The organism is Mesorhizobium sp. P5_C1 (assembly GCF_054049815.1).
Genome location: NZ_JBFULQ010000038.1, coordinates 1 through 22132, shown reverse-complemented (window position 1 = coordinate 22132; position 22132 = coordinate 1). Strand labels below are relative to the sequence as shown.

Genomic DNA, 22132 nt, shown 5'->3' with positions numbered 1-22132 from the left:
AGAACTCGACACCGAGATCACGGCGCTGCTCAGCCAGGCGGCGCTGAGCAGCGCCGTGATCTCGGTGTCGAGTTCTCCGCGCCGCCGCCTGGCGCGGCCGGAGACGACCGGCCCGAGTTCGGCATAGATCTTGCGCCCACGGCTTGTCGCGTGTTCGCGCTGCTCCAGCACCAGGAAGGCGCCACCGGAGCCCGACACCACGCCGCCACCTTCAGAGCCCTGTCTTTGCCAGACCGGCTTCCACGGGCCGCGATGCAGGTAGCCGGCAAGTTCGTAGCCGAGCAGCATGTCGGAATGTTCGGTCTGGAAGGCGCCGCCGACCAGGATGTGGGTCGACTGGCCGGAGCGGATGCGCGCGGCAGCCGTTTCGACGGCGGCGACGCCCGCACCTTCCTCACCCATGAAGGTTCTGGACGAGCCGGTCACCTTGTGGACGATGGAGATGTTGCCGGCGAGCAGATTGGAAAGCTGGGCCAGGAATAGCGTCGGCCGCAGTTCTGTGGTCAGCTTCTCGTTCAGCAGCACGTCGCGGTCGTTGCGGCTTTCGGAAGCGGCGAGAATGGCGGCATCGACCGCTTCGTCACGTTCGCCGCCACCGGCGGCCACAACCATGTCCATGGTCGTGCAGAGTTCGTCATTGCCCTTGATGCCGGCGTCGTCCAACGCCAGTCCGGCGGCATAGGTGCCGAGCCTCTGCCAGGTCTCCATCTGACGCTGGTCGCCGCGCTTGGCGATCTGCAGGTTCCAGTCGATCTCCGGCAGGGGGTGGACGGTGTAGGGCGCGAAACGCGCGGCCTCGAGCACCGGCTGCAGGCCGGGCTGGGCGAGCTTCTGCCAGTGGGCGTCCGGACCCTCTCCCAGCGAGGAGACAAGGCCGATACCAGTGATGACGACGTCGCGGGGGCTGCTCATGGGCGGCTTTGTGGGTCAGGCGGCAGAGCGCGTCAAGATCGCGCGCTCAACTGACGTCAAGCAGTCTTGGCGGCGACCAGCGCGTCGATCTTGGCGCACAGGTTCTTCATGACGAAGTAATCGTCGGTCGAAGCCTTGCCGTCATTGACCTCCTGGGTCCACTTTTCCAGCGGCACCTTGATGCCGAATTCCTTGTCGATGGCGAAGACGATGTCGAGGAAATCGAGGCTGTCGATGCCGAGATCGTCGATCGTGTGGCTCTCGGGCGTGATGGTGTCGATATCGATCTCGCTGGTGTCGGCAATGATCTTGGCGACTTTGTCGAACGTGGTGGACAAGAGGCTTTTCCTTCGGTTGCGGGCGGAATCTGTCCGCATGTGTTTGGGCGCTGTCTAATCGGTTTTTCCCGGCAGGAAAAGGCCTGATGCGCGGGGCGCAGATGGGTAGGGCGCTCAAGAAACGCAAGAAGGGCCACCGGTCGACCCGGCGGCCTCTCCCATTGACGTTACGTAAGCTCAAGTGTCGCGGAGCTTGACCAGGTCGTTGAGCAGCCCGCCCGTTCCGTTGTGGACGGTCAGCCGCTCGACCTTGCCGGCAATGGTTTCCAGAGCCTCGAGCTCCTTCAGCCGCAGCATCACCGGGTTCTCCGCCATCACCTTGGCCGTGTTAAGCAGCGAACGCGTGGCGTTCGTCTCCTCGCGGCGACGGATGATGTTGGCCTCGGCCTGCTTTTCAGCCGACACCACCTGGTTGAGGATCTCGCGCATCTCGCCCGGCAGGATGACATCCTTCAGGGCGATATCGCTGACCTCCACACCGATCTCCGCCATGTCGGCGCGGACCTTGGCCGCCGCTTCCTCGTCGACCGTCATCTTCTTCTCAAGGATCTGGTCGAGCGTCAGCGCGCCAAGCGTCTTGCGGAAGGCGTACTGCAGGGCACGGTAGAGGGCTTCGGAGAAGTCCTTCACAGCGCTCACCGCCTTGACCGGATCGACGACCCGGTATTCGGCGGCGATGTTGACGCGGATCGTGACGCGATCCTTGGTCAGCACTTCCTGCCCGGCAACGTCGAGCGACTGGCGCTTGAGGTCGACGACCTTGATCTGCACCATGCGTCCGACGTTCCAGAAAGCATGCACGCCCGCCGACAGCGTCCGCACGAGGACACCGTCGATGAACAGCAGTCCGGCCTGGCCGTCGACGACCGGATGGACGGACATCAGTTCCGCCTTCCGGGCCTGGCCGAGCCGGCGCATGACCGCCGCATCGATGGCCAGATCGGCCAACGTGTCGATCAGCGTCACCTTCCACGGACCGGCATCCGTCCACAGCACGAGCTTGCGATCCGGCGCCAGCACGGCATGCAGGTTGCCGTCACGCTCGATGACGGCGACGTCCGTGCGCCCGGTGCGAACGACGGTGAAATGACGCGCGGCTACATCCGGGAGCTTGTCGAACAACGCCTTCTCGTATGCCGAAACGAATTCCGGGTTCTTCAGATCGTGCCGCGACACCTCGAGGCTTCCGCGCCGGTTGGCGAGCCAATGTTCGCCCGGCAGCAGGACAGCCTTGATCTCACCCTTGTACAGGGTGAGGGCACGTTCGTTTTCCCTTACGAGGACGCGCTCGCGTCCAAGAACCTTGTCAAGAATGGTCATTGTCTTACTCCTGTCGGGCATGGCCCCATGCGAGGCGTCAAGTCATGCGTCGATCTTCCCTTCGTTTCTCGTTTCACATCGTCTCTTGCGTCTTGATCCGGGCACGAATGATCCGGGGACTGGTGGCATCAATCCGTGGCGGGCCTGCGGGAGCGGATCGCGGGGCAGCGAAGCGGGCGCCGGAGGCCTTGGCCTCCCTTGCCGGCGACGCTGCGCCTTGACCATCACCGCGGGCCTGGCCGCGAGCCGATGGCGTCAGACTTTCAGGATGGCCCGCGCCCGAAGGGCTTGGGCCGTCCGTCAGATCTTCAGCATTCCAGTCCCCGGACCGTTTTTCAGATAACACCGTGGCAGGGTGCTGGCTTATCAGGCCAATGGAGAAGGATTCGAACCTTCGACAATCAGAACCTAAATCTGATGCTCTACCAATCTGAGCTATCCGTGGTGCAGACAGCAGGAATCGAACCTGCGACCTCCGGAACCAAATCCGGCGCTCTCCCGCTGAGCTATATCCGCGATCCCAATCCCCAAAGCGGCGCCGTATACAGGGCGGCAAAGCCGCCTGCACGGGCGGAGACGAAAGCTCCAACCGTTGTGCTCACTTCGGTTTTCGTGACCGGGTGCGCGCCTATAGCCCCTGCGACGGGTTGTCGCAAGCGGCATTGTCGTGGTCAATWTGCGGCTTCTTTCAGTGGTGGCATTTCGGCAACACAAACGGCAGTCGCCGGCGTGCGCTTGCGTGTACCAATGTACCATGGTACACGATGGCCATGGATATAGAGCGCGTGCAGACAGGGGTTCGCCTGGAAAAGCGACTGGTGAAGGTCCTCAAGGCCTTGGCCGAACACCGCGACATGAGCCTCGGCGATCTCATCGAGGGCATCGTGCTGCATGCTTTCGAAGGGCAGACGCCGTTTTCGCCGGCGACGCTCGAAACAATCGGCCAATTGAAGCGCATCTATGGGCTGGAGCTTGGCGCCGCGGACAGCCACCGTCTGGTCGAACGGAAGGGCGAAGGCGGATGACGAGCCATCTTGAGCGTTGCCACAGCATCGTCCTTTCCGGTCCGGTCGATCGCGTCTTTCCGCTGTTCTCGCCGATCGGCGAGACATTGTGGGTGGAGGGCTGGGATCCGGAGTTTCTGCATCCGCAAGGCGGCGAAACGCGGCAAGGCATGGTCTTCCGGACCGCCCATGGTGATGAGACGACTCTCTGGGCCTGCGCTGACTGGGATCCTGTCGGGCATCGTGTCCGCTATGTCAGGGTCACGCCGGATTCACGTTTCGGATTTGTCGAGGTGGCCTGCAATCCGGCGGCTGACGGCGGCACCGAGGCATCGATCGCCTACACGTTCACCGCCCTGAACGCGTCAGGCAGGTCGTATCTGTCGGCGCTGACGGAGGACGCGTTCGCGCGCATGATCCAGGCATGGCAAGTCCGCATCGATGCGTGGCTGCTCACCGACGCGTCAGTCGGTCATCGCCACGACTAGAACGTGACCCGACCGAGCACGCGCAGGCCGTCGCCCTGCGGCTCGACGACCACGGCCTCGCCTTCGCGTGGCGAGACGCCGGTCAGCGCCACGATGTCTTCCAGATGGGTGACCATGACCAGATTGTCGGAGCCGGAATAGGCGCGGATTTCCTTCATGATTGCCGCGATCTGCGCCGCCTTCTGCGTCTCATCCCCCTTCAGGAGATCGAGCGGCGCAAACAGCTCCGGCTCGGCCTCGAAGGCGATGCGCGCGGTGTCGAGGCAGCGGCAATAGCGGCTAGACAGCACACGCTCGATGGGTGCCGCCCGCGCCGCAAACAAGGCGCCGATCTTGCTCGCCTGCTGCTTGCCGCGCGCCGACAGGTTGACCTGGGTGGCACAGCTGTCGATGTCGAAATTGGCCGGATCGGTGGTGCCGGTGACCATAGCATGGCGAAGCAGCACGACATGGCCGCCGTCGCGCAACAGCGCCCAGCCGGCGTCCGTTGCGTGGGCCGCGGCCGGGATAGCGAACAGAAGCAAAGCCAACAAAAATCGAATCATAGGCTATCCTTCTCCGGTTCCCGGCATGGGCTCCGGTGACTCGACATATAGGGACGGTAAAGCCAGCCGAAAGACAAGGCGCGGTCGGACAGAGCCCTACTTCTTCGCCAGTTGTTTCTTCACCAGATCGATCTTCTGGTCGGTCAACGGGATGGGCATCGTATAGCCGGCTTCGGTAAAGCCTTGCTTGGCGTTCTCGAAGAATTCGATCGCCTTTCGATATTCGGCCTTGCCGCCACCATAGCTGGCGCGGTTCCAGTGGATGTCGCCGAGATTGTTCTGTTCGAAGGCCCACTGCATCGGCTGGCTTTCGCGGGTGAACACCTTCAACGTTGCCGTGAAGGCGGCCTCGGCATCGCCGAGATATTTGTCGGTCCGCTGGAGATTGCCGAGGTTGAGAAGGCTCCTGCCGATGCCGTTTTGGGCATTGGCCCAGTCGACGGGTGCGGCTTCGACGGTCAACACTTCAAGTGCCGCCCGCCCTGCGGCGATGGACTCGAGCAGGGTCTTCGGGTCGGCGTTGCTCATGCTCAGCCAGTGCAGCGTCGAGCCAAGGCCGGCCTGGGCCAGCGCCCATTGCCGCGGGTTCGTCTCGCGCTTGTATTCGCGCAACGCATCGCGGTAGGCGGCGATCGCCTCGCCATAGTGTTCCGGCTTGTCGGTCACGCCTCCAAGCAGCTGCAGCGTGTTGCCGAGATTGTAGTGGCTCATTGCCCAGTCGAGCGGGAATTTCCGTCTGACATAGACCTGTCGGGCGGCCTGGAACGCCGCCGCCGACTGTTCTAGCCTGGCCGCGTCGCGGGTGCGCTGGCCAAGCGTCTGGTAGATCGAACCGAGATTGTTCTGCGCCGACGCCCAGTCCATCGGAAAACGCTGCCGGGTAAACACCGTCAGCGCATCGTCATAGGCCGCCGCGGCCTCCTCGAGCGCGCTGGTGCCCAAGTCGAAGCGGGCGACGCCGCTCAGCGCGTTGCCGAGGTTGAGCCGGCTGGTGGCCCAGGAGACCGGGAAGGTTTCACGGGTTCGCACCTCGAGCGCGGCGCGGAAGGCGTCGGCCGCCGCGTTGATCTTTGCCTTGTCGTTGAGCTGGATGCCAAGCGACACAAGCGTATTGCCGAGATTGTTCTCGACCATCGCCCATTCCACAGGCACCTTTTCGCGCGTGTATTCCTCAAGCGCCAGCCGGTAGGCCGCCTCCGCTTGCGTCAGATGCTCGCCGGCGGCCTCGCGCTCGGACAGTGCGTAGAGCGCCAGGCCGAGGTTGTTCTGCGAAGCTGCCCAGTCGAGCGGCACCTTGTCGCGTGGGCGCTTCTCGAGGGTGGCGCGCATTGCCGCCACCGCTTCATTCAGGCGCTTCGGGTCGCTCTCGCGTTCGCCGATCTTCAAGAGCACATTGGCGAGGTTGTTCTGCGCGGCGGCCCAGTTGRGGTCGTCCTTCTCGCGCTCGAACACGACGAGGGAATCGCGAAAAATCTGTGCCGCTTCGTCGAGATGAGCGGTTTCGGTCTCGCGCTCGCCGATGGTCTGCAGCACCACCGCCATGTTGTTGCGGGTGATCGCCCAGTCGCGATTCTGTTCGCCGTTGGGGATAAAGTTCAGGATGATGCGATAGGCCTCGATGGAATGCTGCAGCGCCTCGAGATCGCCAGAGGCATAGCCGAAAGTATTCAACGCCTCGGCTTCCTGGTTCTTGTAGTTCCAGCGCAGCTTGTCGTCCCATTTTTCGGCCAGCGAAAACGCCTTGGCGTAGTCGCCGGCGGCGGACTTATAATCGAAGACCAGCGCCGAGGCATCGGCGCGCCTGGCGTAGATCGCGGCATCGGCAAGGCGCTTCTGCTTGACGAGATCTTCGGCCTCATCGACCGCATCGCCTGTCTGTTCGACCCGGCCGACCGCGCCATCGAGGAATTTGCGCGCCGTCACGATGGCGCCCTGGGCGATGGCCTCGTCGGCGGAAGCGACGAGGCGCTTGATCTCGGGATCGTCGGTGCGCAACGCCGCGCGCTCGGACATCATCTTCTTCAGGCGCTCGGCCTGGGCGTCGAGCACCTTTTGCAGATCCGTCGGATCCTCGGGGATTTTTTCCGTGCCGCGCGCCTTCAGCACGCCATAAAGCGCGTCGAGCGGCACGCCCTCCTGCAGCGAGGCCAGTTCCACCTGTGCCCGCTTCGGGTCGGGCAGGTCGGAAATGGTCAACAGCAACTGCCGCCGCTCGCTGGTGATCAACCCGTCGTCGCCGGTCGGCTCCGGTGGTGCAATACCGAAATAGAGCAGGCGGCGCAGGCTTTCATTGACCCAGGGACGCTGCTTGGCCTTGGTGTCGAGGTAGACCTCCTCGGTCACCATGCGCATGACCGAGCCGAACTCGGTGCCTTTCATCGCCGCGAGGTGGCGCAGCAGGGCGGCCGCGTAAGGGCTGTTTTCGCCAGCCACGCCATCGAGTGCCGGGCGACCGGGTTCGGCGGCAAAGCCGACCACGGTGCCCAGGCTCGCGTCTGTCGCCGCCGCATTGCCGAGGGCCTTGGCACCACGCACCGGTTCCAGTCCGCCGGCGCCAATCGGCGAGGCGGAGGCGGTCGGGGCGCGCCGCACCACTGCGTCCGCCGGAAACGGATTTGTGCGGCATGCATCGAGCAGCACGATCGTCACCGGCACGGTCGTCTTCAAGGCACCCATGACGGCGGAAATCGGCACCAGGGCCGCGTCGGCATCCTTCAGGGAAGATATGTCGGCATCGACCGGCACCAGATAGTTCTCGCCGCCGGCCTCGATGCCATGACCGGAATAGTAAATGAAGGCGACATCGGCGCCTTCGGCATCCTCGGTGAATCGCTCCAGGTCGCGCTTCAGCTTGGCGGCGTCGCGGTCGGTGACGTTACGGGCGTCGAAGCCGAGGTCGGTCAGCATCTTGGCCATGTCGCGGGCGTCGTTGGCCGGGTTGGGGAGGGCGGCGATATGTTCGTATTTCGACTGGCCGATGATCAGCGCCACACCCTTCAGGCTTTTCGTTTCAGCGGCCTGAAGCGCTGTCGCGGCAAGGCAAAACAGGGCAGTGGCGAAAGCTGTCAGCCACGCCTGCCGGAAAAGATTACGCTTCGAAGTTTCGACAAAGGCCATTTGTCGTTCGCGCCCGCCCCGATGATCCAAACCCTCTATAACGCTGCCAGCCGACCATGATCAAATTCAGGCGAGATTGCGCCACGACCGTGGCTCGCCTATCACGGGAAAAATGTCTCCGCTCACCGAAACCGTGCTCTTCGTCTTCAGCCTTGTCGCGCTCGGCTATCTCGCCGGGTTCACAGGCTATCTCAGACCGGCGAGCGGCGAGGGGATATCCGATTTCGCGGTCAGCGTGGCCATGCCGCTGCTGTTGTTCCAGACCATGGTGAACGCCGATTTCCACGGCGTCGCGCCATGGTCCCTGTGGGGCGCCTATTTCGCGGCGGTAGCGATCACCTGGGCCGCCGGCCATCTCGTCACCACGCGGATCTTCGGACGGGATGCACGTGCCGGGGTCGTCGGCGGTGTGTCGTCGGCCTACTCCAATGTCGTGCTGCTCGGTGCCCCCTTCATTCTCGGCATATTCGGCCCGAGCGGCTTCGAAGTGCTGTCGCTGCTCGTCTCCGTCCATCTGCCGGTCATGATGATGGCGTCGATCGTCCTGTTCGAGATGTTCGGCCGGACTGGCAGCGAGCCTATGCACCCCTTGCGCATCATCCGTAGTTTCCTGCGGCGGCTTTTCATCAATCCACTGATCATCGGCATTCTGGCGGGACTGGCATGGCGCCTCAGCGGTGTGCCGCTGCCCGACCTTGCCATGCGACTGGTCGATGCGCTGGCCGATACGGCCGGGCCGGTTGCGCTGTTTGCCATGGGGCTCAGCCTGCGCCGCTTCGGCATTTCGGGGAATGTCCGTCCGGCGCTGGCGCTTTCGGTGCTGAAGCTGTTCTTGATGCCGGCGCTGGTTCTCGCCTTCGTCTGGCTGCTCGGCCTGCCGCCCTTGACGGCCAAGGTGGCGGTCGTGATCGCGGCGCTGCCATCCGGCATCAATTCCTATCTCATCGCCGTGCAGTTCAACACCGGCCAGGCGCTGGCATCGAACCAGATGACCATCGCCACGGCCTGCGCCGCTGTGACGACTGCTTTCTGGCTGACGGTGGTGCTCCACGTTTTCTGACAGGTTATGCTGATATTCAGATAATGCCGGCCTGCGATCTTCCTGCCATATGTCGGCCTGCTCTCGCCTCGGGCTGGCCCAACCCCTATATGCCATGTAGCGATTGCTTGCGGGCCTTGCCCTAGGTAAAGAGCAGTGGCTCCGGCGTGCCGGCTTCAATTCCATGGCGCACGCTCACCGAAGACTTCACAGACCGGCCCGTCAGTGCGCCGAACGGAGGATAGACCATGCTTCAGAAAACCAGCCATTTCATGCGGCAGGCCAATCTCATCAACGGCGAATGGGTGCAGGCCGACAGCGGCCAGACGGTCGACGTCAACAACCCGGCCACCGGTCTCAAGATCGGCACTGTGCCGAAGTCGGGCAAGGCCGAGACCCGCCGTGCCATCGAGGCCGCCGAAGCTGCCTTCAAGTCGTGGCGCAAGACGACCGCGCTCGAGCGCTCGAAGCTGCTGCGCAAGCTGCATGACGCGATGATGGACAATCAGGACGTGTTGGCCGAATTGCTCACCATCGAGCAGGGCAAGTCCCTGTTCGAGTCCAAGGGCGAGATCGGCTCGGCCGCTTCCTACATCCTGTGGTTCGCCGAGGAAGGCCGCCGCACCTATGGCGACGTCGTGCCCTCGCCATGGGCGGACCGCCGCATCCTGGTGACCAAGGAGCCGGTCGGCGTCATCGCCGCCATCACGCCGTGGAATTTCCCGTCCTCGATGCTGGCCCGCAAGCTCGGACCGGCGCTTGCCGCCGGCTGCACCGCGGTCGTCAAGCCGGCCTCGCAGACCCCGTACTCGGGTCTGGCCTGGGGCGCGCTCGCAGAGGAAGTCGGTTTCCCCAAGGGCGTCATCAACATCCTGACCGGTTCGGCCAGCGAGATCGGGGACGAGATCTGCGCCAATCCGCTGGTGTCGAAGATCACCTTCACCGGATCGACCGAGGTCGGCAAGCTTCTCATCCAGAAGTCCTCGGTCACCGTCAAGAAGGTGTCGATGGAGCTTGGCGGCAACGCGCCGTTCATCGTCTTCGACGACGCCGATCTCGAGCGTGCCGTCGCCGGCGCGATCACCGCCAAATACCGCAATTCCGGCCAGACCTGCGTCTGCACCAACCGCTTCCTGGTTCAGGCCGGCGTCTATGACAAGTTCGTCGAAAAGCTCGCTGCCGCAAGCAACGGGTTGAAGGTCGGTTCCGGCCTCGAGGACGGCGTGCAGCAGGGACCGCTGATCGACGAAAAGGCTGTCGAGAAGGTCGAGGAGCTGATTGCCGACGCGACTGCCAAGGGCGGCAAGATCGTCGCCGGGGGCAAGCGTCACGCGCTCGGCGGTTCGTTCTTCCAGCCGACGGTCATCGCCAATGCGACGCCCAAGATGCGCTTCATGAAGGAAGAAATCTTTGGCCCGGTCGCACCGGTGTTCAAGTTCGAGACCGAAGAGGAAGCCATCGCGCTCGCCAACGACACCGAATTCGGCCTCGCCTGCTATTTTTACACCGGCGATCTCGGCCGCGCCTTCCGCGTCATGGAAGGGCTGAAATACGGCATGGTCGGCGTCAATGAAGGCCTCATCACCACGCCCGAGGCGCCGTTCGGCGGCGTCAAGGAATCTGGCCTCGGCAAGGAAGGCGGACATCAGGGCATCGAGGACTACCTCGACACCAAATATGTCTGCATCGGTGGCCTCGGCCTCTGATAGACTAGCTCCAAGCGGGCAGGTCTGTGACCTGCCCGCTTGCGTCGAGAAAACCAGCCGAAATTCTCTGAATCAACTGGCGTTTGCGAGCATGACGAATGAAGGACGGTGAGGTTTTCGGGACGACGCAGGCAGGCGAGCCGGTGCGTCGCTTCGCGATCAGGGGTGGCGGTCTTACCGCCAACATCATCGGGCTCGGCGCAATCATCCAGGATTTGCGCCTCACCGGACACGATGCGCCGCTGGTGCTCGGCTATAACAGTCTGGAGGCCTATGAGACCGACACCRCCTTCTTCGGCGCCGTCGTCGGCCGCTACGCCAATCGCATCCGGGATGGCCGCTTCACCATCGCCGGCCAGCGCTACCAGACCGAACGCAACTTCCTCGACAAGCACACGCTGCATGGCGGCTCGCAAGGCTTTTTCCACCGGCCGTGGACGGTTTCGCTGCATGGCAGGGATTTCGTCACGCTCACGCTGCATGATCCCGACGGCACGATGGGCTTTCCCGGCGCGCTCGACGTCACCTGCACCTACCGGCTGAAGATCCCCGGCACGCTCAGTGTCGAACTCACCGCGACCTGCGAGGAGCCGACGCTGTGCAATCTCACCCAGCATTCTTATTTCAACCTGGATGATGGTGGCGCTGGCGACATCCTCGACCACAGGATGATGCTGAATGCGGGCGCCTATCTGCCCGTCGATGGCGACATGATCCCGACCGGCGTGGTCAAGCCGGTTGACGGCACGCCCTTCGATTTTCGCCAGGCGCGGCCGCTGCGCATGGAGACCGAGGGTGAACAGCTGCCCTATGACCAGAATTTCTGCCTCGCCCCGACGCGCGGGCCGCTCAAACAGGCAGCTTGGACGCAAGGGGCGAGTTCCGGTGTCGAGATGGAGGTGTGGACCACGGAGCCCGGCGTCCAGCTCTATACCGGCCAGTACGTGACGCCGCGCAAGGGGTTGGAAGGGCGAGACTACAAGGCCTTCTGCGGGTTTTGCCTGGAGCCGCAGGTCTGGCCGGATGCGCCGAACCGGCCGTATTTCCCGCAGGCAACGCTGTGGCCGGGCGCGATCTACCATCACGTCACCGAATACCGCTTCCGGCTCCCTTAGTATTTCTGGTCACTCGGTTTCGAACGCCGTCCGCAACGTCTCGAACGGGGCCAAGGCGCCGCGCACCTGTACTACGGCTGCGGCGACGCGGTGCGCGCGCAATACGGCATCCACCGGGGCGTGACCGGCGAGGCGTGCGGCCAGATAGGCGCCATTGAAGGAATCGCCCGCGCCGGTTGTGTCGACGGGTGCGGCGACATGGATCGCCGGCACGTCGTGCGATGTTCCGTTGTCGGCAATCAGTGCTGGCGCCTCGCCGTTCTTGACGACGACCTCGCTGACCAGTTGCCCAAGCCGGGCGGCGGTCGCTTGCGGCGTTGCATCGCCGAACAGCATCTGCTCGTCGGGAAAGGTCGGCAAGGCGATGTCGGTGACGGCAAGCGCTTCGGCGATCGCTGCCTGCGCATCCTCGCGCCGGCGCCAGAGCCGCGGCCTGTAGTTGGGGTCGAACGCGACAGTCGAGCCTGCCGCCCGCGCCCTGGCCACGGCCGCCAGCAGCGTAGCCCGCGCGGCATCGTCCAGAATTGCCAAAGTAATTCCGCTGAAGTAGACAAGCGCCTGATTTTCCAGGTTTTTCGACAATGCCGCATGATCGGAGGCGAGCTGCCGGGCGGCGGCGTCGCCACGCCAGTAAGTGAAGGAGCGCTCGGCGCCGGCCAGCGTGATCGCGTAGAGACCGGGCCGCGCCCCGGCTATGACCGGGCTGGAACCGATGCCGATGCCGTTTTCAGCGAAGAAAGCGATCTGGCCTTGTGAGAAGGGATCGTCACCAAAGGCTGAGACATAGGTTGCTGGCCGCTCAGTGCTCAACGCATGCAGCGCCCACAGCGTGTTGAACGTGTCGCCGGCAAAACCCATGCGCCAGTTCGGGCCGGTCTGGCCCGAGAGTTCGAGCATGCATTCGCCGATCGAGGCGACGCCGTTTCCCGCCATCTACAATCCTCCAGTGATCCCGGTGCTGTAGCTTTTTGCCACGGGCAGCGCCATGCTTGGCAAGCAGGCTTTTTTCCGCCACAGCGTTTTCCCACAGGCTGGCGGGATGCGATCCGTCCGGCAAAACGTTGTCTGCAGAAGAGGAACCGGTTTGGCATCGTTATGGCGTTATCTTCTGGCGGGTCTTGGTCTGGCTGCCTTGCTGGTCGGCATTCTTGCGGTCGTCTATCTGACGGCGCCGCGATCGTGGCAGCCTGCTGGCCCGGATGTCTCGCGGACGAAGAACACCGACAACGGTCTTTTCGTGGCAAGTTTTTTGCCGGAGCGGGGCGTCGTGCGGCAAGGCGAACTGGAATCCTGGCTGCTGACCCTGAAGACAAAGGCCGGCGCGCCGGTGGAGGGGGCCGCGATCGCGATTTCTGGCGGCATGCCGCAGCACAATCACGGCCTGCCGACCAGCCCGCAGGCGACCGACTATCTCGGCGACGGGCGCTATCGGATCGAAGGGGTGAAATTCACGATGAGTGGCTGGTGGCAACTGCACTTCGCCATCTCGGCCACGGCCGGCTCGGACACGGTGCTGTTCAACGTGGTGCTGTGAGCGACCGATGAGGCACTTTCCGCGTTTTCTGGCGCTGTTGGCGGCCATCGTCCTCGTCGGTTGCGGCAAGCCGGATTTCTCCGACGCCGAGAAGAAGACCGTCGCCTCGCTGGCACTGTCAACGCTGCCGTCCCTGAAGCCCGACACCACCAACCGCTTTGCCGATGTGCCGGCGGCCGCCGCACTCGGCTCGACGCTGTTCTTCGATCAGGGGATGAGCCGCGACGGCACGGTGTCCTGCTCGACCTGCCATAAGATCGACCGCCAGTTCCAGGACGACCTGCCGCAAGCGGTCGGCGTCGGCCACACCAACCGGCGCACCATGCCGCTGGCGGGCGTGGCGCGCGATCCCTGGTTCTTCTGGGATGGCCGCCGCGACAGCCTGTGGGCGCAGGCGCTGACGCCGCTCGAAAATCCGCTGGAGCAGGCGGGAAACCGTACCGCCTATGCGCATTACATGAAGACGCGATTCGGCGAACGCTATGAGCGCATCTTTGGACCGCTGCCCGATTTTTCCGGCATGCCGTTGAATGCAAGCCCACTCGGAACCGATGCCGAGAAGGCCGCCTGGAACGCGATGAGCGGCGCGCAGCGCGATGCCATCAACGGCGTCTATGCCAATATCGGCAAGGCTATCGCCGCGTTCGAACGGTCGATCGAGCCGGCGCCGACGCGCTTCGATCGCTTTGCGCTGGATCTCGCCACCGGCGCCGAGGCGAAAGGCGATGCCGCCTTTTCCCAGGAGGAAATCCTCGGGCTGAAACTGTTCATCGGCAAGGCCAATTGCGTGACATGTCACAATGGGCCGCGCTTCACCGACAACAGTTTTCACAACACCGGCGTGCCACCTGTCGCGGATCTGCCGCCCGACCGCGGCCGCATCGATGCGGTACGCCAAGTCGAGGCCGACCCGTTCAACTGCCTGGGCGCCTACCGGGATGGCGACGCCAGTGCCTGCGGCGAACTGCGCTTCATGGTCAAGGATGGGCCGCAGCTGATCCGGGCCTACAAGACGCCGTCGCTGCGCGGTGCCGCCACGCGTCCACCCTATATGCATGCCGGGCAGTTTTCGTCGCTCGACGAGGTGATCGCGCACTATGCAAAGGCTGCGCCCAGCGTTGAAGGGACATCCGAAATCCATCCGCTGGAACTGTCGGATCGCGAACGTGCGGCGCTGGTGGCCTTCCTGAAGACGCTGGYCGAGTGATCTACCTATCCTTGACCGTCTCCATCGCCACGAAGGTCGAGGTCTGGGCGACATGGGGCAGGGCCGAGATGCGTTCGCCAAGCACGCGGCGATAAGCAGCGATGTCCCTGGTGCGGACCTTCAGCAGATAGTCAAAGCTCGACGCCATCATGTGGCACTGCTCGATCTCCGGTACCGCCTGCACGGACCGGTTGAAGGCATCGAGTGCTGCGGATCGGGTATCGGACAGTTTCACCTGGACGAAGGCGACATGACCTTCGCCCATGCGCTCGCGGTCAATGATCGCCTGGTAGCCCCTGATGTAGCCGTCCTTCTCCAGCCGCTTGACCCGCGCCTGCACCGGTGTCTTCGACAAGCCGACCTTTGCCGCCAGTTCGGACATCGAAAGCCGGCCATCACTTGCCAGCGCTGACAGGATATTCCGGTCGATGCGGTCCAATTGGTCTTCTGTCATCGAAAACACAGTCCATATGCCAAATCTAGGCCGTAATGTTAGACCRAATGACCTAAAATGTCGATTTCTTCGGACCGACTGAAATTCGCACTTGTGCTAGCTTGCGCCATTCGGTCCGGTGACCGCCGGCCCGATCCCCTTTGCTCGATCCACGGGACCGCCATGCCGCTAGATACCATCCGCCAGCAGATCCGCGCCAACTATCTGCCCGACGAAGACGAGGCGGTGCAGCGACTTGCCGAGGCCACGGGGCTTTCCGCGAAAGACCGCAAGGCGATCTCGGCCCGCGCCGCCGATCTGGTGCGGGCGGTGCGCGGCTCGTCGGACCCCCGGCTGATGGAAGTCTTCCTTTCCGCCTACGGCCTTTCCACCAAGGAAGGCGTGGCGCTGATGTGCCTGGCCGAAGCGCTGCTGCGCGTGCCCGACACCGAGACGATGGACGATCTCATCGCCGACAAGATCGCGCCGCACGACTGGTCGGCGCATTCGGGCGGTTCGAGCTCCATCTTCGTCAACGCCTCGACCTGGGCGCTGATGCTGACCGGCCGCGTCCTCGATGAAGGCGAGGGCGGCATCGAAGGCACACTGCGCTCCATGGTGCGCCGGCTGGGCGAGCCGGTCATCCGCAAGGCGGTGGCGGCAGCCATGCGCGAGATGGGTGAGCAGTTCGTGCTCGGCCGCACCATCACCGAGGCCGTCAAGCGCGGCCGGCCGATGACGCAGAAGGGCTATCTCTATTCCTTCGACATGCTGGGCGAAGCCGCACGCACCGAGGCCGACGCGTTGCGTTATCATAAGGCCTATGCAGACGCGATTTCCTCGCTCGATTCCGGTTCCAACGGCCCGGACATCCGCCAGAATCACGGCATCTCGGTCAAGCTCTCGGCGCTGCATCCGCGCTACGAGGTGGCGCAGAAGGACGAGATGCTGCCTGTCATGGCCGAGCGGCTGTTGTCGCTGGCGCTGGCCGCGCGGCATTCGCGCATGGGTCTCAACATCGATGCCGAGGAGGCCGATCGCCTCGATCTGTCGCTCGACGTCATCGACCGGGTGCTGGCCGAGCCGGAGCTTGCCGGCTGGAACGGCTTTGGCGTCGTCGTCCAGGCCTATGGCCCGCGTGCCGCCTTTGCCATCGACTGGCTCTACGCGCTGGCGAAGAAATACGACCGCACCATCATGGTGCGGCTGGTCAAGGGCGCCTATTGGGACACCGAGATCAAGCGGGCGCAGACGCTCGGGCTTACCGGTTATCCCGTCTTCACCCGCAAGGCCAACACCGACGTTTCCTACATGGCTTGTGCCAAAAAGCTGCTGTCGATGACCGACCGCATCTATCCGCAATTCGCCACCCACAACGCCCACACCGTCGCCGCCATTTTGTCGATGGCCGGGGACCGCGATTCCTTCGAGTTCCAGCGTCTGCACGGCATGGGCGAGGCCCTGCATGAGACGGTGCGCAAGGCCGAAGGCACGCGCTGCCGCATTTATGCGCCGGTCGGCGCGCATTCCGATCTGCTTGCCTATCTGGTTCGGCGGCTGCTGGAGAACGGCGCCAATTCCTCCTTCGTGCATCAGCTAACTGACGAGGAGGTCGAGCCCGAGGACATCGCCCGCGATCCGCTCGAAACGGTCGAGAGCCAGGGCCCCGCCGCCAATCCGGCGATTGCCCGCCCTTCCCAGATATTCGGCGCTAGTCGCCGCAATTCGAAGGGTTTTGATATCACCGACACGGTGACGCTGGCGGCGATCGACAAGGCCAAGGCTGCGTTCGCCGGCCCCGATCGCTGGCATGCCAAGCCGATCACGCGGGCCGCCGGTTATGGCAAGCAACGGCCGATCGTCAATCCGGCCAAACCCGCGGAAGTCGTCGGCACGGTCAGCGAAGCCGCCGCCAAGCAGGTGGCGACCGCCGTGCGCATCGCCGTGGAGGCGCAGCCAGCCTGGGCAAAGCGTCCTGTGGCCGAGCGCGCCGCCATCCTCAATCGCGCCGCCGATCTCTATGAGGCCAACGCCGTCGAGTTCTTCGCACTGGCCACCCGGGAAGCCGGCAAATCGCTGGCCGACGGTGTGGCCGAGGTGCGCGAGGCCGTCGACTTCCTGCGCTACTACGCTGCCGAGGCGGCCAACGCCGAACCGGGCACGCAGGCGCGCGGCGCCATCGTCTGCATTTCACCGTGGAATTTCCCGCTCGCCATTTTCACCGGCCAGATCGCGTCGGCACTCGTCACCGGCAATTCGGTGATCGCCAAGCCGGCCGAGCAGACGCCGCTGATCGCCTTCCGTGCCGTCGAAATGCTACGCGAGGCCGGTGTACCGGAAGACGTCATCCAGCTTCTGCCCGGCGACGGGCCCTCGGTCGGCGGCCCGCTGACTGCTGATCCGCGCATCGCCGGTGTCTGCTTCACCGGCTCGACCGAAGTCGCCAAGCTGATCGAAAAGCAACTGGCCGAGACCGCCGCGCCCGACGCCATGCTAATCGCCGAGACCGGCGGCTTGAATGCGATGATCGTCGATTCCACCGCGCTGCCCGAACAAGCGGTGCGCGACATCCTGGCCTCGGCCTTCCAGAGCGCCGGCCAGCGCTGCTCGGCGCTGCGCGTGCTCTATGTGCAGAAGGACGTCGAGAAGAAGATGCTTGAGATGCTGAAAGGCGCCATGGAGGCGCTCAGCATCGGCGATCCCTGGCGGATTTCGACCGATGTCGGCCCGGTCATCGACGACGAGGCGCAGACTTCGATCCGCGATTACTGCACGAAGATGGGCCTGCAGGGCCGGCTGATCGCCAAGCTCGAAGCGCCGAAGGATGGCCGCTTTGTCGCGCCGCATGTCTTCCGGGTCAAAGGCATCGAGGACATGGAGCGCGAGGTGTTCGGGCCAGTGCTGCATGTCGCCACGTTCGACGCCGACGAGATCGACGCGGTCATCGCCGCCATCAACCGCAAGGGCTATGGCCTGACCTTCGGCCTGCACACGCGCATCGAGGGCCGCGTGCAGCATTTCGTCGACGGCATCCACGCCGGCAACATCTACGTCAACCGCAACCAGATTGGCGCCGTCGTCGGTTCGCAACCGTTTGGCGGCGAGGGGCTGTCGGGCACCGGGCCGAAGGCCGGCGGCCCGCACTATCTCCGTCGCTTCCGCAAGGGGCCGGAGGCCGGCACGCACATTGCCGAAGGCCACAAGGTCACGGCGACCGAACTTGCCGACAATCTGCCCGATCCGGCGTTGGGTGGCTGGTCGACGCGGCCCGACCGGATTGCCATCCTGAGGAAGCATCTGCGCGGCAAGGGTGCCGCGGCCATTGGCGCCGCCGCCGGCATCGACTTCGGCCAGGTCGACCTGCCCGGCCCGACCGGCGAGGCCAACACGCTGTCGCTGTCGCCGCGCGGACGAGTTCTGTGCCTCGGTCCCGATCAAGACACGCTGCTTGCCCAGGTGATCCAGGCACTCGCCGCCGGCAATGCGGTGCTGGCCGTTGCACCGGGCGCACCGGCGGCGCTGTCTGCGCTGACCGGCAAGGGCCTGCCGCTGGCCGCCATCGACGGCCGTCCGGATCCGGTCGAAGCGCGCTCGCTGCACGTCGATGTCGTCGCCTTCTCGGGCACTCAGGAGGCCGCGCGCATTGTTCGCAAGGTCATCGCCGACCGCTCAGGGCCGATCGTGCCGCTGGTCAGCGAGGTGCTCAACCCGGCGGCCTATGCGCATGAACGCGCCGTCTGTGTCGACACCACCGCGGCGGGGGGCAATGCCAGCCTGCTGGCCGGCTCCTGAAGGACCGGCTGGTCACACCTCTTCGGGTGCGCAGCCGAACTTCAGCAGATTGCCGTGCGGGTCCCGGATATGGAATTCCTTCATGTTCCACGGCCGCACGGTGAACGGACTGAGTTGCCTGACACCGCGCGCTGAAAATTCGGCATGCAGCGCCGGCACCTCGCCGCCCCTGATATAGCAGGACGAAACTTCGGGGAGTTTGCGGTCGTCGCTCTTCCAGAAATGGATTTCGATGTCGCCCCGGCGCACGATCAGATAGTCGTCCATCTCCGGCTCGACGACACCAAAGCCGAGCTCATCGCGGTAGAAATCGCGCGTTGCCTCGATGTCGGGCGAGGGCAGGATCGGAATGCTGCGCGCAGGATCTTGGGCAGGCGTTGCCATCTCAGGCCCCTTCCACGACGGAAAAACCCTCGAATTGCGGATGGCCGAGATAGTGGACTTTCGTGGTGCCGACATTTCTGTGGGCGGCACGGAAATTCTCGGACTTGGTCCAGGCGACGAAATCATCGTGGCTCGCCCACACCGTGTGCGAGGCAAACAGCGTGTAGCCTTCAGTCTCGTTGACCGGGCCACGCAGCAGATGGAACTCCCGGAAACCTTTCATCTGGGCAAGGCTTGAATCGCGGTTCTTCCAGACGGCTTCGAAATCGGCTTCCGAGCCGGTCTGCACCTTGAAGCGGTTCATGGCGATGTACATGGAGGTTCCTTTCATTCGGGTGTTGATGGTTGACGCCGCGACAGTTTCAAAATGGGCCGATTTCGGCCTCGAACGCCAAACTCTTGCTCACGGCCTGTGGTGGAATTGGAGGAAAAGGAGCTGCCTTGCGCACGATGCCGAGCGCGACCTTGTCGAAATTCGGCGATCCAGAGCTTTGCACAATGCGCAGGTCATCAATGCCGCCGCGGCTGCCGATGATGAATGTCACAACGGCATTGTTGCGAGCAGCCAACTGTACCGAAGGCGGGACGCCGCGATTGACACGGCTGAGCTTTCGGAAGACGTCGCCGCGGTAATTGTCTTCCGCCGCGCTGCCTGCCTCCTTCTGTTTCTTGCCCTTGCTGGCCGCCTGCGCCAATCGGTCCTGGCCATTCGCCGTGCCACGCTTCTCATCCGCTTGGCTGGTGCTGGGCGGGGCGGCTGCCGGAGTTGGCCTGGCGCTGGGAATCGCTTGCTGCTCCGGGACGACGGCAGGCTCGGCCTGAACGGTCGGCTGTGCAAGGGTTTCAGTCTTTGCAACGATGCTCTTGTCATCGGTGCGCGGGGCTGTCGCCACCAGAATGTCCGGCGTGACGGAAGGCTGTTTGACAGGCGCTGACAAAGGCTCGACCGGCTGTTTGGCGGTTTCTTGAACAGGTTGAGACGGCTCTGTTGGTGTCGTCGGCCTGGCCGCCTTTGAAGGCTCTGATTTGGTCGGCCGTGGATTGGGCACCAGCTTGACATTTACAGCCGCCGGATCCTGGTCCAGTGCGCTGCCGACCACCTTGTCTCCGGACTGATCGCTGCCCTCCGACCGCATGGCATCCTGGGAATCGAATGTCCCCGAGGGCGAAATCAGAAAACCCGCCGCCACCGCCGCATGGAGCAGGCAGGAGACGATGATCGCCGCCGTCCATCTGCGGTTCCAGGCCGATGGCCGCGGCGGCGCAAGCGGCTCGGTTGGCACGATCGCCAGTTCGGCGCCGGGTTCGGGGAGGGGACTGATGTCACGCATGTCGCGGGACGAGACCTGCAGCGACCCGTGCGGACTTGTCAAATCAAGATCGCTTGGTCCAAACGACAAGCCGGCCAGGGGCCGTGCCACCGTGCTTTGCAGGAATGCGGGATGCAGTCCCATCTCAGACGCCGAAGGCGATACCGGTCTTGGTGTCGGTCTTCAGCTTGCGCATGCAGGCGTTCGGATCGACGGCTGTGCCGGCGCATTCCGTCGCGCTGTTGATCAGCACACGGCTGACCTTGGCGCAGTCGGTGCCGGCCAGATCGAAGCGTGTCACCTTGGTCTTGCCCGCAGGCAATTCCTTGAAGTCGAGCACGGTCAGCCGGTCGACGATGCCTGCCTCGTTGAACAGGGCGATCTCGAACGCCGCCTTGGAGAGGTCGGCGCCGAGGTTGTTGCTGACCACGAAGGTCAGGCGGCAGCCCTTGTCGGAGGCTTGCGCGCCGTTGAGTTCGAGGGCCAGCGCGGGAACCGGCGCGGACTGCTCAGGCCATGCCGGAACCATCGCAAGCGACATCGCCAACGTCGAGGTCAGCAGACGAAGGGATGTCCTCAAGCTCGCCATTGCCGTCAGCCTCCAAATCGCATCGTTGCCGCCAGCTTCAGGGTTATGCCCGGTTCGTAGACAGCAACCGTCGTGCTGCCGTTCAACGGGTTGGCGTATTTGACATCGAACAGATTGTCGGCGCGGAAATCGACCTTCAGATTGTCGGTCGCCTGATAGCTGGCGAAGGCGTTGACCAGCGTATAGTTCTTGGCCACTGCATTGCCTTTCGGCTTGCCATTGTACTGCACTTCGCCACCGACGGTCAGCTTGTCCTCGAGGAAGCGCAGGCCGAGTTGAGCCGTGACCTGAGAGGACGGGATGGTGGCAAGGTCTGCCCGGTCGCCTTCATAGGATATGGTGTGACCATTGATGATGGAGGCGGAAAGTCCGGCGTAGCCCCATGCCGCATCGTAAACCCCCTCCATCTCGAAGCCGTCGATCTTGGCCTTGGCAAAATTCTGGTACTGGAAGCAGATCGGGATGCCTGGGCCGAACGGGCAGCCGCTGGTCGGGTCGAACGGCGACAGCGTCACGCCGTCGATATAGTCATCGACATTGTTGTTGAAATAGGCCGCCTTGATGCGAAGCGCGTCGCCGGCCTCCAGGATGTCATTTTGCTTGTAGTTGACGCCGAATTCCGTCGTCTTGCCGGTTTCAGGCCGCAGATTGGGATTGGGCAGGAACGGGAAGGAAACACCGGCCGGATGGTTGCCGCTGATCAGCGTCTCCGTCAGCGAGGGAGAACGGTAGCCTTCCGCATAGGTGCCATAGAATTGCAGGCCGGCAAGGCCAGCGCTTTCGAAGGGCGAGACGCCGACAGTGATGCGCGGCGACACTCTATCGCCGGAAGTCTCGTGGGTATCATCCTTCAAGCTGTAGTTGTCGTAACGCAGGCCGGCGATGACTTCGAGCCACTCCCAGGTGAGCTTGTCCTGGACATAGGCGCCGGAAACGTTGCGCTTGCCGGAAGGCGTGTAGAAGCTGTCACCACCGGCCGTGCCGCCGGTCTCGACGTTGTCGCCCGCCCAGTCACCGCCGTAGGTCAGTTCGTGCGCGACGCCGGCGGTCTCGAACCTGGACGTGTTCCAGATGTCGATGCTGGTCGTGCCGACATTGAAGGTCGAGGTCGAACCTGTCGGCAGCACCACAGGCAGGCCGGTGACCGGATCAAAGCGTTTTAGCGGGACGAGGCTCTTCAGGTCGAGGTTGGTCTTTTTGTAGGAGGTGTTGATGTGGAGATCGAGCCAGCTCTTGTCTTCGTCGGTGATGTTGTAGCGGGCTGTGAAGGTGTTCGACTTCAGGTCCACATCATTCACC

Annotated in this window: 20 protein-coding genes and 2 tRNA genes; 8 read left to right on the top strand and 14 right to left on the bottom strand. The window is 63.8% G+C overall.

What is annotated here, in order from left to right; genetic code table 11:
* The 5 genes from ACXJ7R_RS05555 to ACXJ7R_RS05535 form a co-directional block, all read right to left on the bottom strand.
* Positions 1 to 912: beta-ketoacyl-ACP synthase (locus ACXJ7R_RS05555; RefSeq protein WP_457150924.1), on the bottom strand; the 912-nt coding region annotated here is incomplete at its 3' end.
* A 56-nt stretch (positions 913 to 968) separates the two neighbouring features.
* Entirely contained in the window at positions 969 to 1250 is a 282-nt protein-coding gene (locus tag ACXJ7R_RS05550; RefSeq protein ID WP_010909964.1) for an acyl carrier protein, read from the bottom strand.
* A 177-nt stretch (positions 1251 to 1427) separates the two neighbouring features.
* Positions 1428 to 2570, bottom strand: coding sequence for a slipin family protein (locus ACXJ7R_RS05545; RefSeq protein ID WP_457150923.1), 1143 nt, complete (start codon positions 2568 to 2570; stop codon positions 1428 to 1430).
* Positions 2571 to 2941: 371 nt separating this feature from the next.
* Positions 2942 to 3010, bottom strand: a tRNA-Leu gene (locus ACXJ7R_RS05540).
* 2 nt (positions 3011 to 3012) lie between these two features.
* Positions 3013 to 3086 (bottom strand) — tRNA-OTHER (locus ACXJ7R_RS05535).
* 269 nt (positions 3087 to 3355) lie between these two features.
* Between ACXJ7R_RS05535 and ACXJ7R_RS05530 the strand changes: the two genes are divergently transcribed.
* Complete coding sequence (locus ACXJ7R_RS05530) at positions 3356 to 3595, top strand: hypothetical protein (protein WP_457150922.1); 240 nt, start codon at positions 3356 to 3358, stop codon at positions 3593 to 3595.
* On the top strand, positions 3592 to 4062 hold the full coding sequence (locus ACXJ7R_RS05525) for a hypothetical protein (protein ID WP_457150921.1): 471 nt from the start codon (positions 3592 to 3594) through the stop codon (positions 4060 to 4062). The genes ACXJ7R_RS05530 and ACXJ7R_RS05525 overlap by 4 nt, the downstream gene beginning before the upstream one ends.
* Here ACXJ7R_RS05525 and ACXJ7R_RS05520 read toward each other — a convergent pair.
* Positions 4059 to 4607 carry a histidine phosphatase family protein gene (locus ACXJ7R_RS05520; RefSeq protein WP_457150920.1) on the bottom strand — a complete coding sequence of 183 codons (549 nt, stop codon included), beginning with the start codon at positions 4605 to 4607 and terminating at the stop codon, positions 4059 to 4061. The two genes, ACXJ7R_RS05525 and ACXJ7R_RS05520, sit on opposite strands and share 4 nt — an antisense overlap.
* A gap of 96 nt (positions 4608 to 4703) precedes the next feature.
* On the bottom strand, positions 4704 to 7724 hold the full coding sequence (locus ACXJ7R_RS05515) for a caspase family protein (RefSeq protein WP_457150919.1): 3021 nt from the start codon (positions 7722 to 7724) through the stop codon (positions 4704 to 4706).
* Between the two features lie 112 nt (positions 7725 to 7836).
* Between ACXJ7R_RS05515 and ACXJ7R_RS05510 the strand changes: the two genes are divergently transcribed.
* The 3 genes from ACXJ7R_RS05510 (at position 7837) to ACXJ7R_RS05500 (ending at position 11584) form a co-directional block, all read left to right on the top strand.
* Positions 7837 to 8784 (top strand): AEC family transporter, encoded by a 948-nt coding sequence (locus ACXJ7R_RS05510; RefSeq protein ID WP_457150918.1) that lies wholly within the window; start codon positions 7837 to 7839, stop codon positions 8782 to 8784.
* A 227-nt stretch (positions 8785 to 9011) separates the two neighbouring features.
* The gene (locus ACXJ7R_RS05505; protein WP_095087470.1) at positions 9012 to 10469 is read left to right on the top strand and encodes an NAD-dependent succinate-semialdehyde dehydrogenase; all 1458 of its coding nucleotides are present in this window, start codon (positions 9012 to 9014) and stop codon (positions 10467 to 10469) included.
* Between the two features lie 98 nt (positions 10470 to 10567).
* Positions 10568 to 11584, top strand: a complete 1017-nt coding sequence (locus tag ACXJ7R_RS05500; RefSeq protein WP_457150917.1) for an aldose epimerase family protein — start codon at positions 10568 to 10570, stop codon at positions 11582 to 11584.
* A gap of 9 nt (positions 11585 to 11593) precedes the next feature.
* Here ACXJ7R_RS05500 and ACXJ7R_RS05495 read toward each other — a convergent pair whose 3' ends face one another.
* Positions 11594 to 12517 carry a sugar kinase gene (locus ACXJ7R_RS05495; protein ID WP_457150916.1) on the bottom strand — a complete coding sequence of 308 codons (924 nt, stop codon included), beginning with the start codon at positions 12515 to 12517 and terminating at the stop codon, positions 11594 to 11596.
* A 151-nt stretch (positions 12518 to 12668) separates the two neighbouring features.
* Here ACXJ7R_RS05495 and ACXJ7R_RS05490 point away from each other — a divergent pair, with 151 nt between their 5' ends.
* Both ACXJ7R_RS05490 and ACXJ7R_RS05485 read left to right on the top strand, forming a co-directional pair.
* Complete coding sequence (locus ACXJ7R_RS05490) at positions 12669 to 13118, top strand: FixH family protein (RefSeq protein WP_457150925.1); 450 nt, start codon at positions 12669 to 12671, stop codon at positions 13116 to 13118.
* Positions 13119 to 13125: 7 nt separating this feature from the next.
* A complete protein-coding gene (locus ACXJ7R_RS05485) occupies positions 13126 to 14325 on the top strand; it encodes a cytochrome-c peroxidase (protein WP_457150915.1) in 1200 nt (399 codons plus the stop codon).
* A gap of 1 nt (position 14326) precedes the next feature.
* Here ACXJ7R_RS05485 and ACXJ7R_RS05480 read toward each other — a convergent pair whose 3' ends face one another.
* On the bottom strand, positions 14327 to 14779 hold the full coding sequence (locus ACXJ7R_RS05480; protein WP_027029407.1) for an Lrp/AsnC family transcriptional regulator: 453 nt from the start codon (positions 14777 to 14779) through the stop codon (positions 14327 to 14329).
* Positions 14780 to 14941: 162 nt separating this feature from the next.
* Between ACXJ7R_RS05480 and putA the strand changes: the two genes are divergently transcribed.
* Complete coding sequence (gene putA, locus ACXJ7R_RS05475; RefSeq protein WP_457150914.1) at positions 14942 to 18550, top strand: bifunctional proline dehydrogenase/L-glutamate gamma-semialdehyde dehydrogenase PutA; 3609 nt, start codon at positions 14942 to 14944, stop codon at positions 18548 to 18550.
* Between the two features lie 12 nt (positions 18551 to 18562).
* Here the strand turns inward: putA and ACXJ7R_RS05470 are convergent, their stop codons facing one another.
* The 5 genes from ACXJ7R_RS05470 to ACXJ7R_RS05450 all read right to left on the bottom strand — a co-directional run.
* Positions 18563 to 18934 (bottom strand): bleomycin resistance protein, encoded by a 372-nt coding sequence (locus ACXJ7R_RS05470; RefSeq protein ID WP_457150913.1) that lies wholly within the window; start codon positions 18932 to 18934, stop codon positions 18563 to 18565.
* Between the two features lies 1 nt (position 18935).
* Positions 18936 to 19250 carry an antibiotic biosynthesis monooxygenase family protein gene (locus tag ACXJ7R_RS05465; protein ID WP_457150912.1) on the bottom strand — a complete coding sequence of 105 codons (315 nt, stop codon included), beginning with the start codon at positions 19248 to 19250 and terminating at the stop codon, positions 18936 to 18938.
* 46 nt (positions 19251 to 19296) lie between these two features.
* Positions 19297 to 20388, bottom strand: a complete 1092-nt coding sequence (locus ACXJ7R_RS05460) for a TonB family protein (RefSeq protein ID WP_457150911.1) — start codon at positions 20386 to 20388, stop codon at positions 19297 to 19299.
* Position 20389: 1 nt separating this feature from the next.
* Complete coding sequence (locus tag ACXJ7R_RS05455) at positions 20390 to 20833, bottom strand: hypothetical protein (RefSeq protein ID WP_457150910.1); 444 nt, start codon at positions 20831 to 20833, stop codon at positions 20390 to 20392.
* A gap of 5 nt (positions 20834 to 20838) precedes the next feature.
* The coding region (locus ACXJ7R_RS05450; protein WP_457150909.1) for a TonB-dependent receptor domain-containing protein at positions 20839 to 22132 on the bottom strand (1294 nt) is incomplete at its 5' end.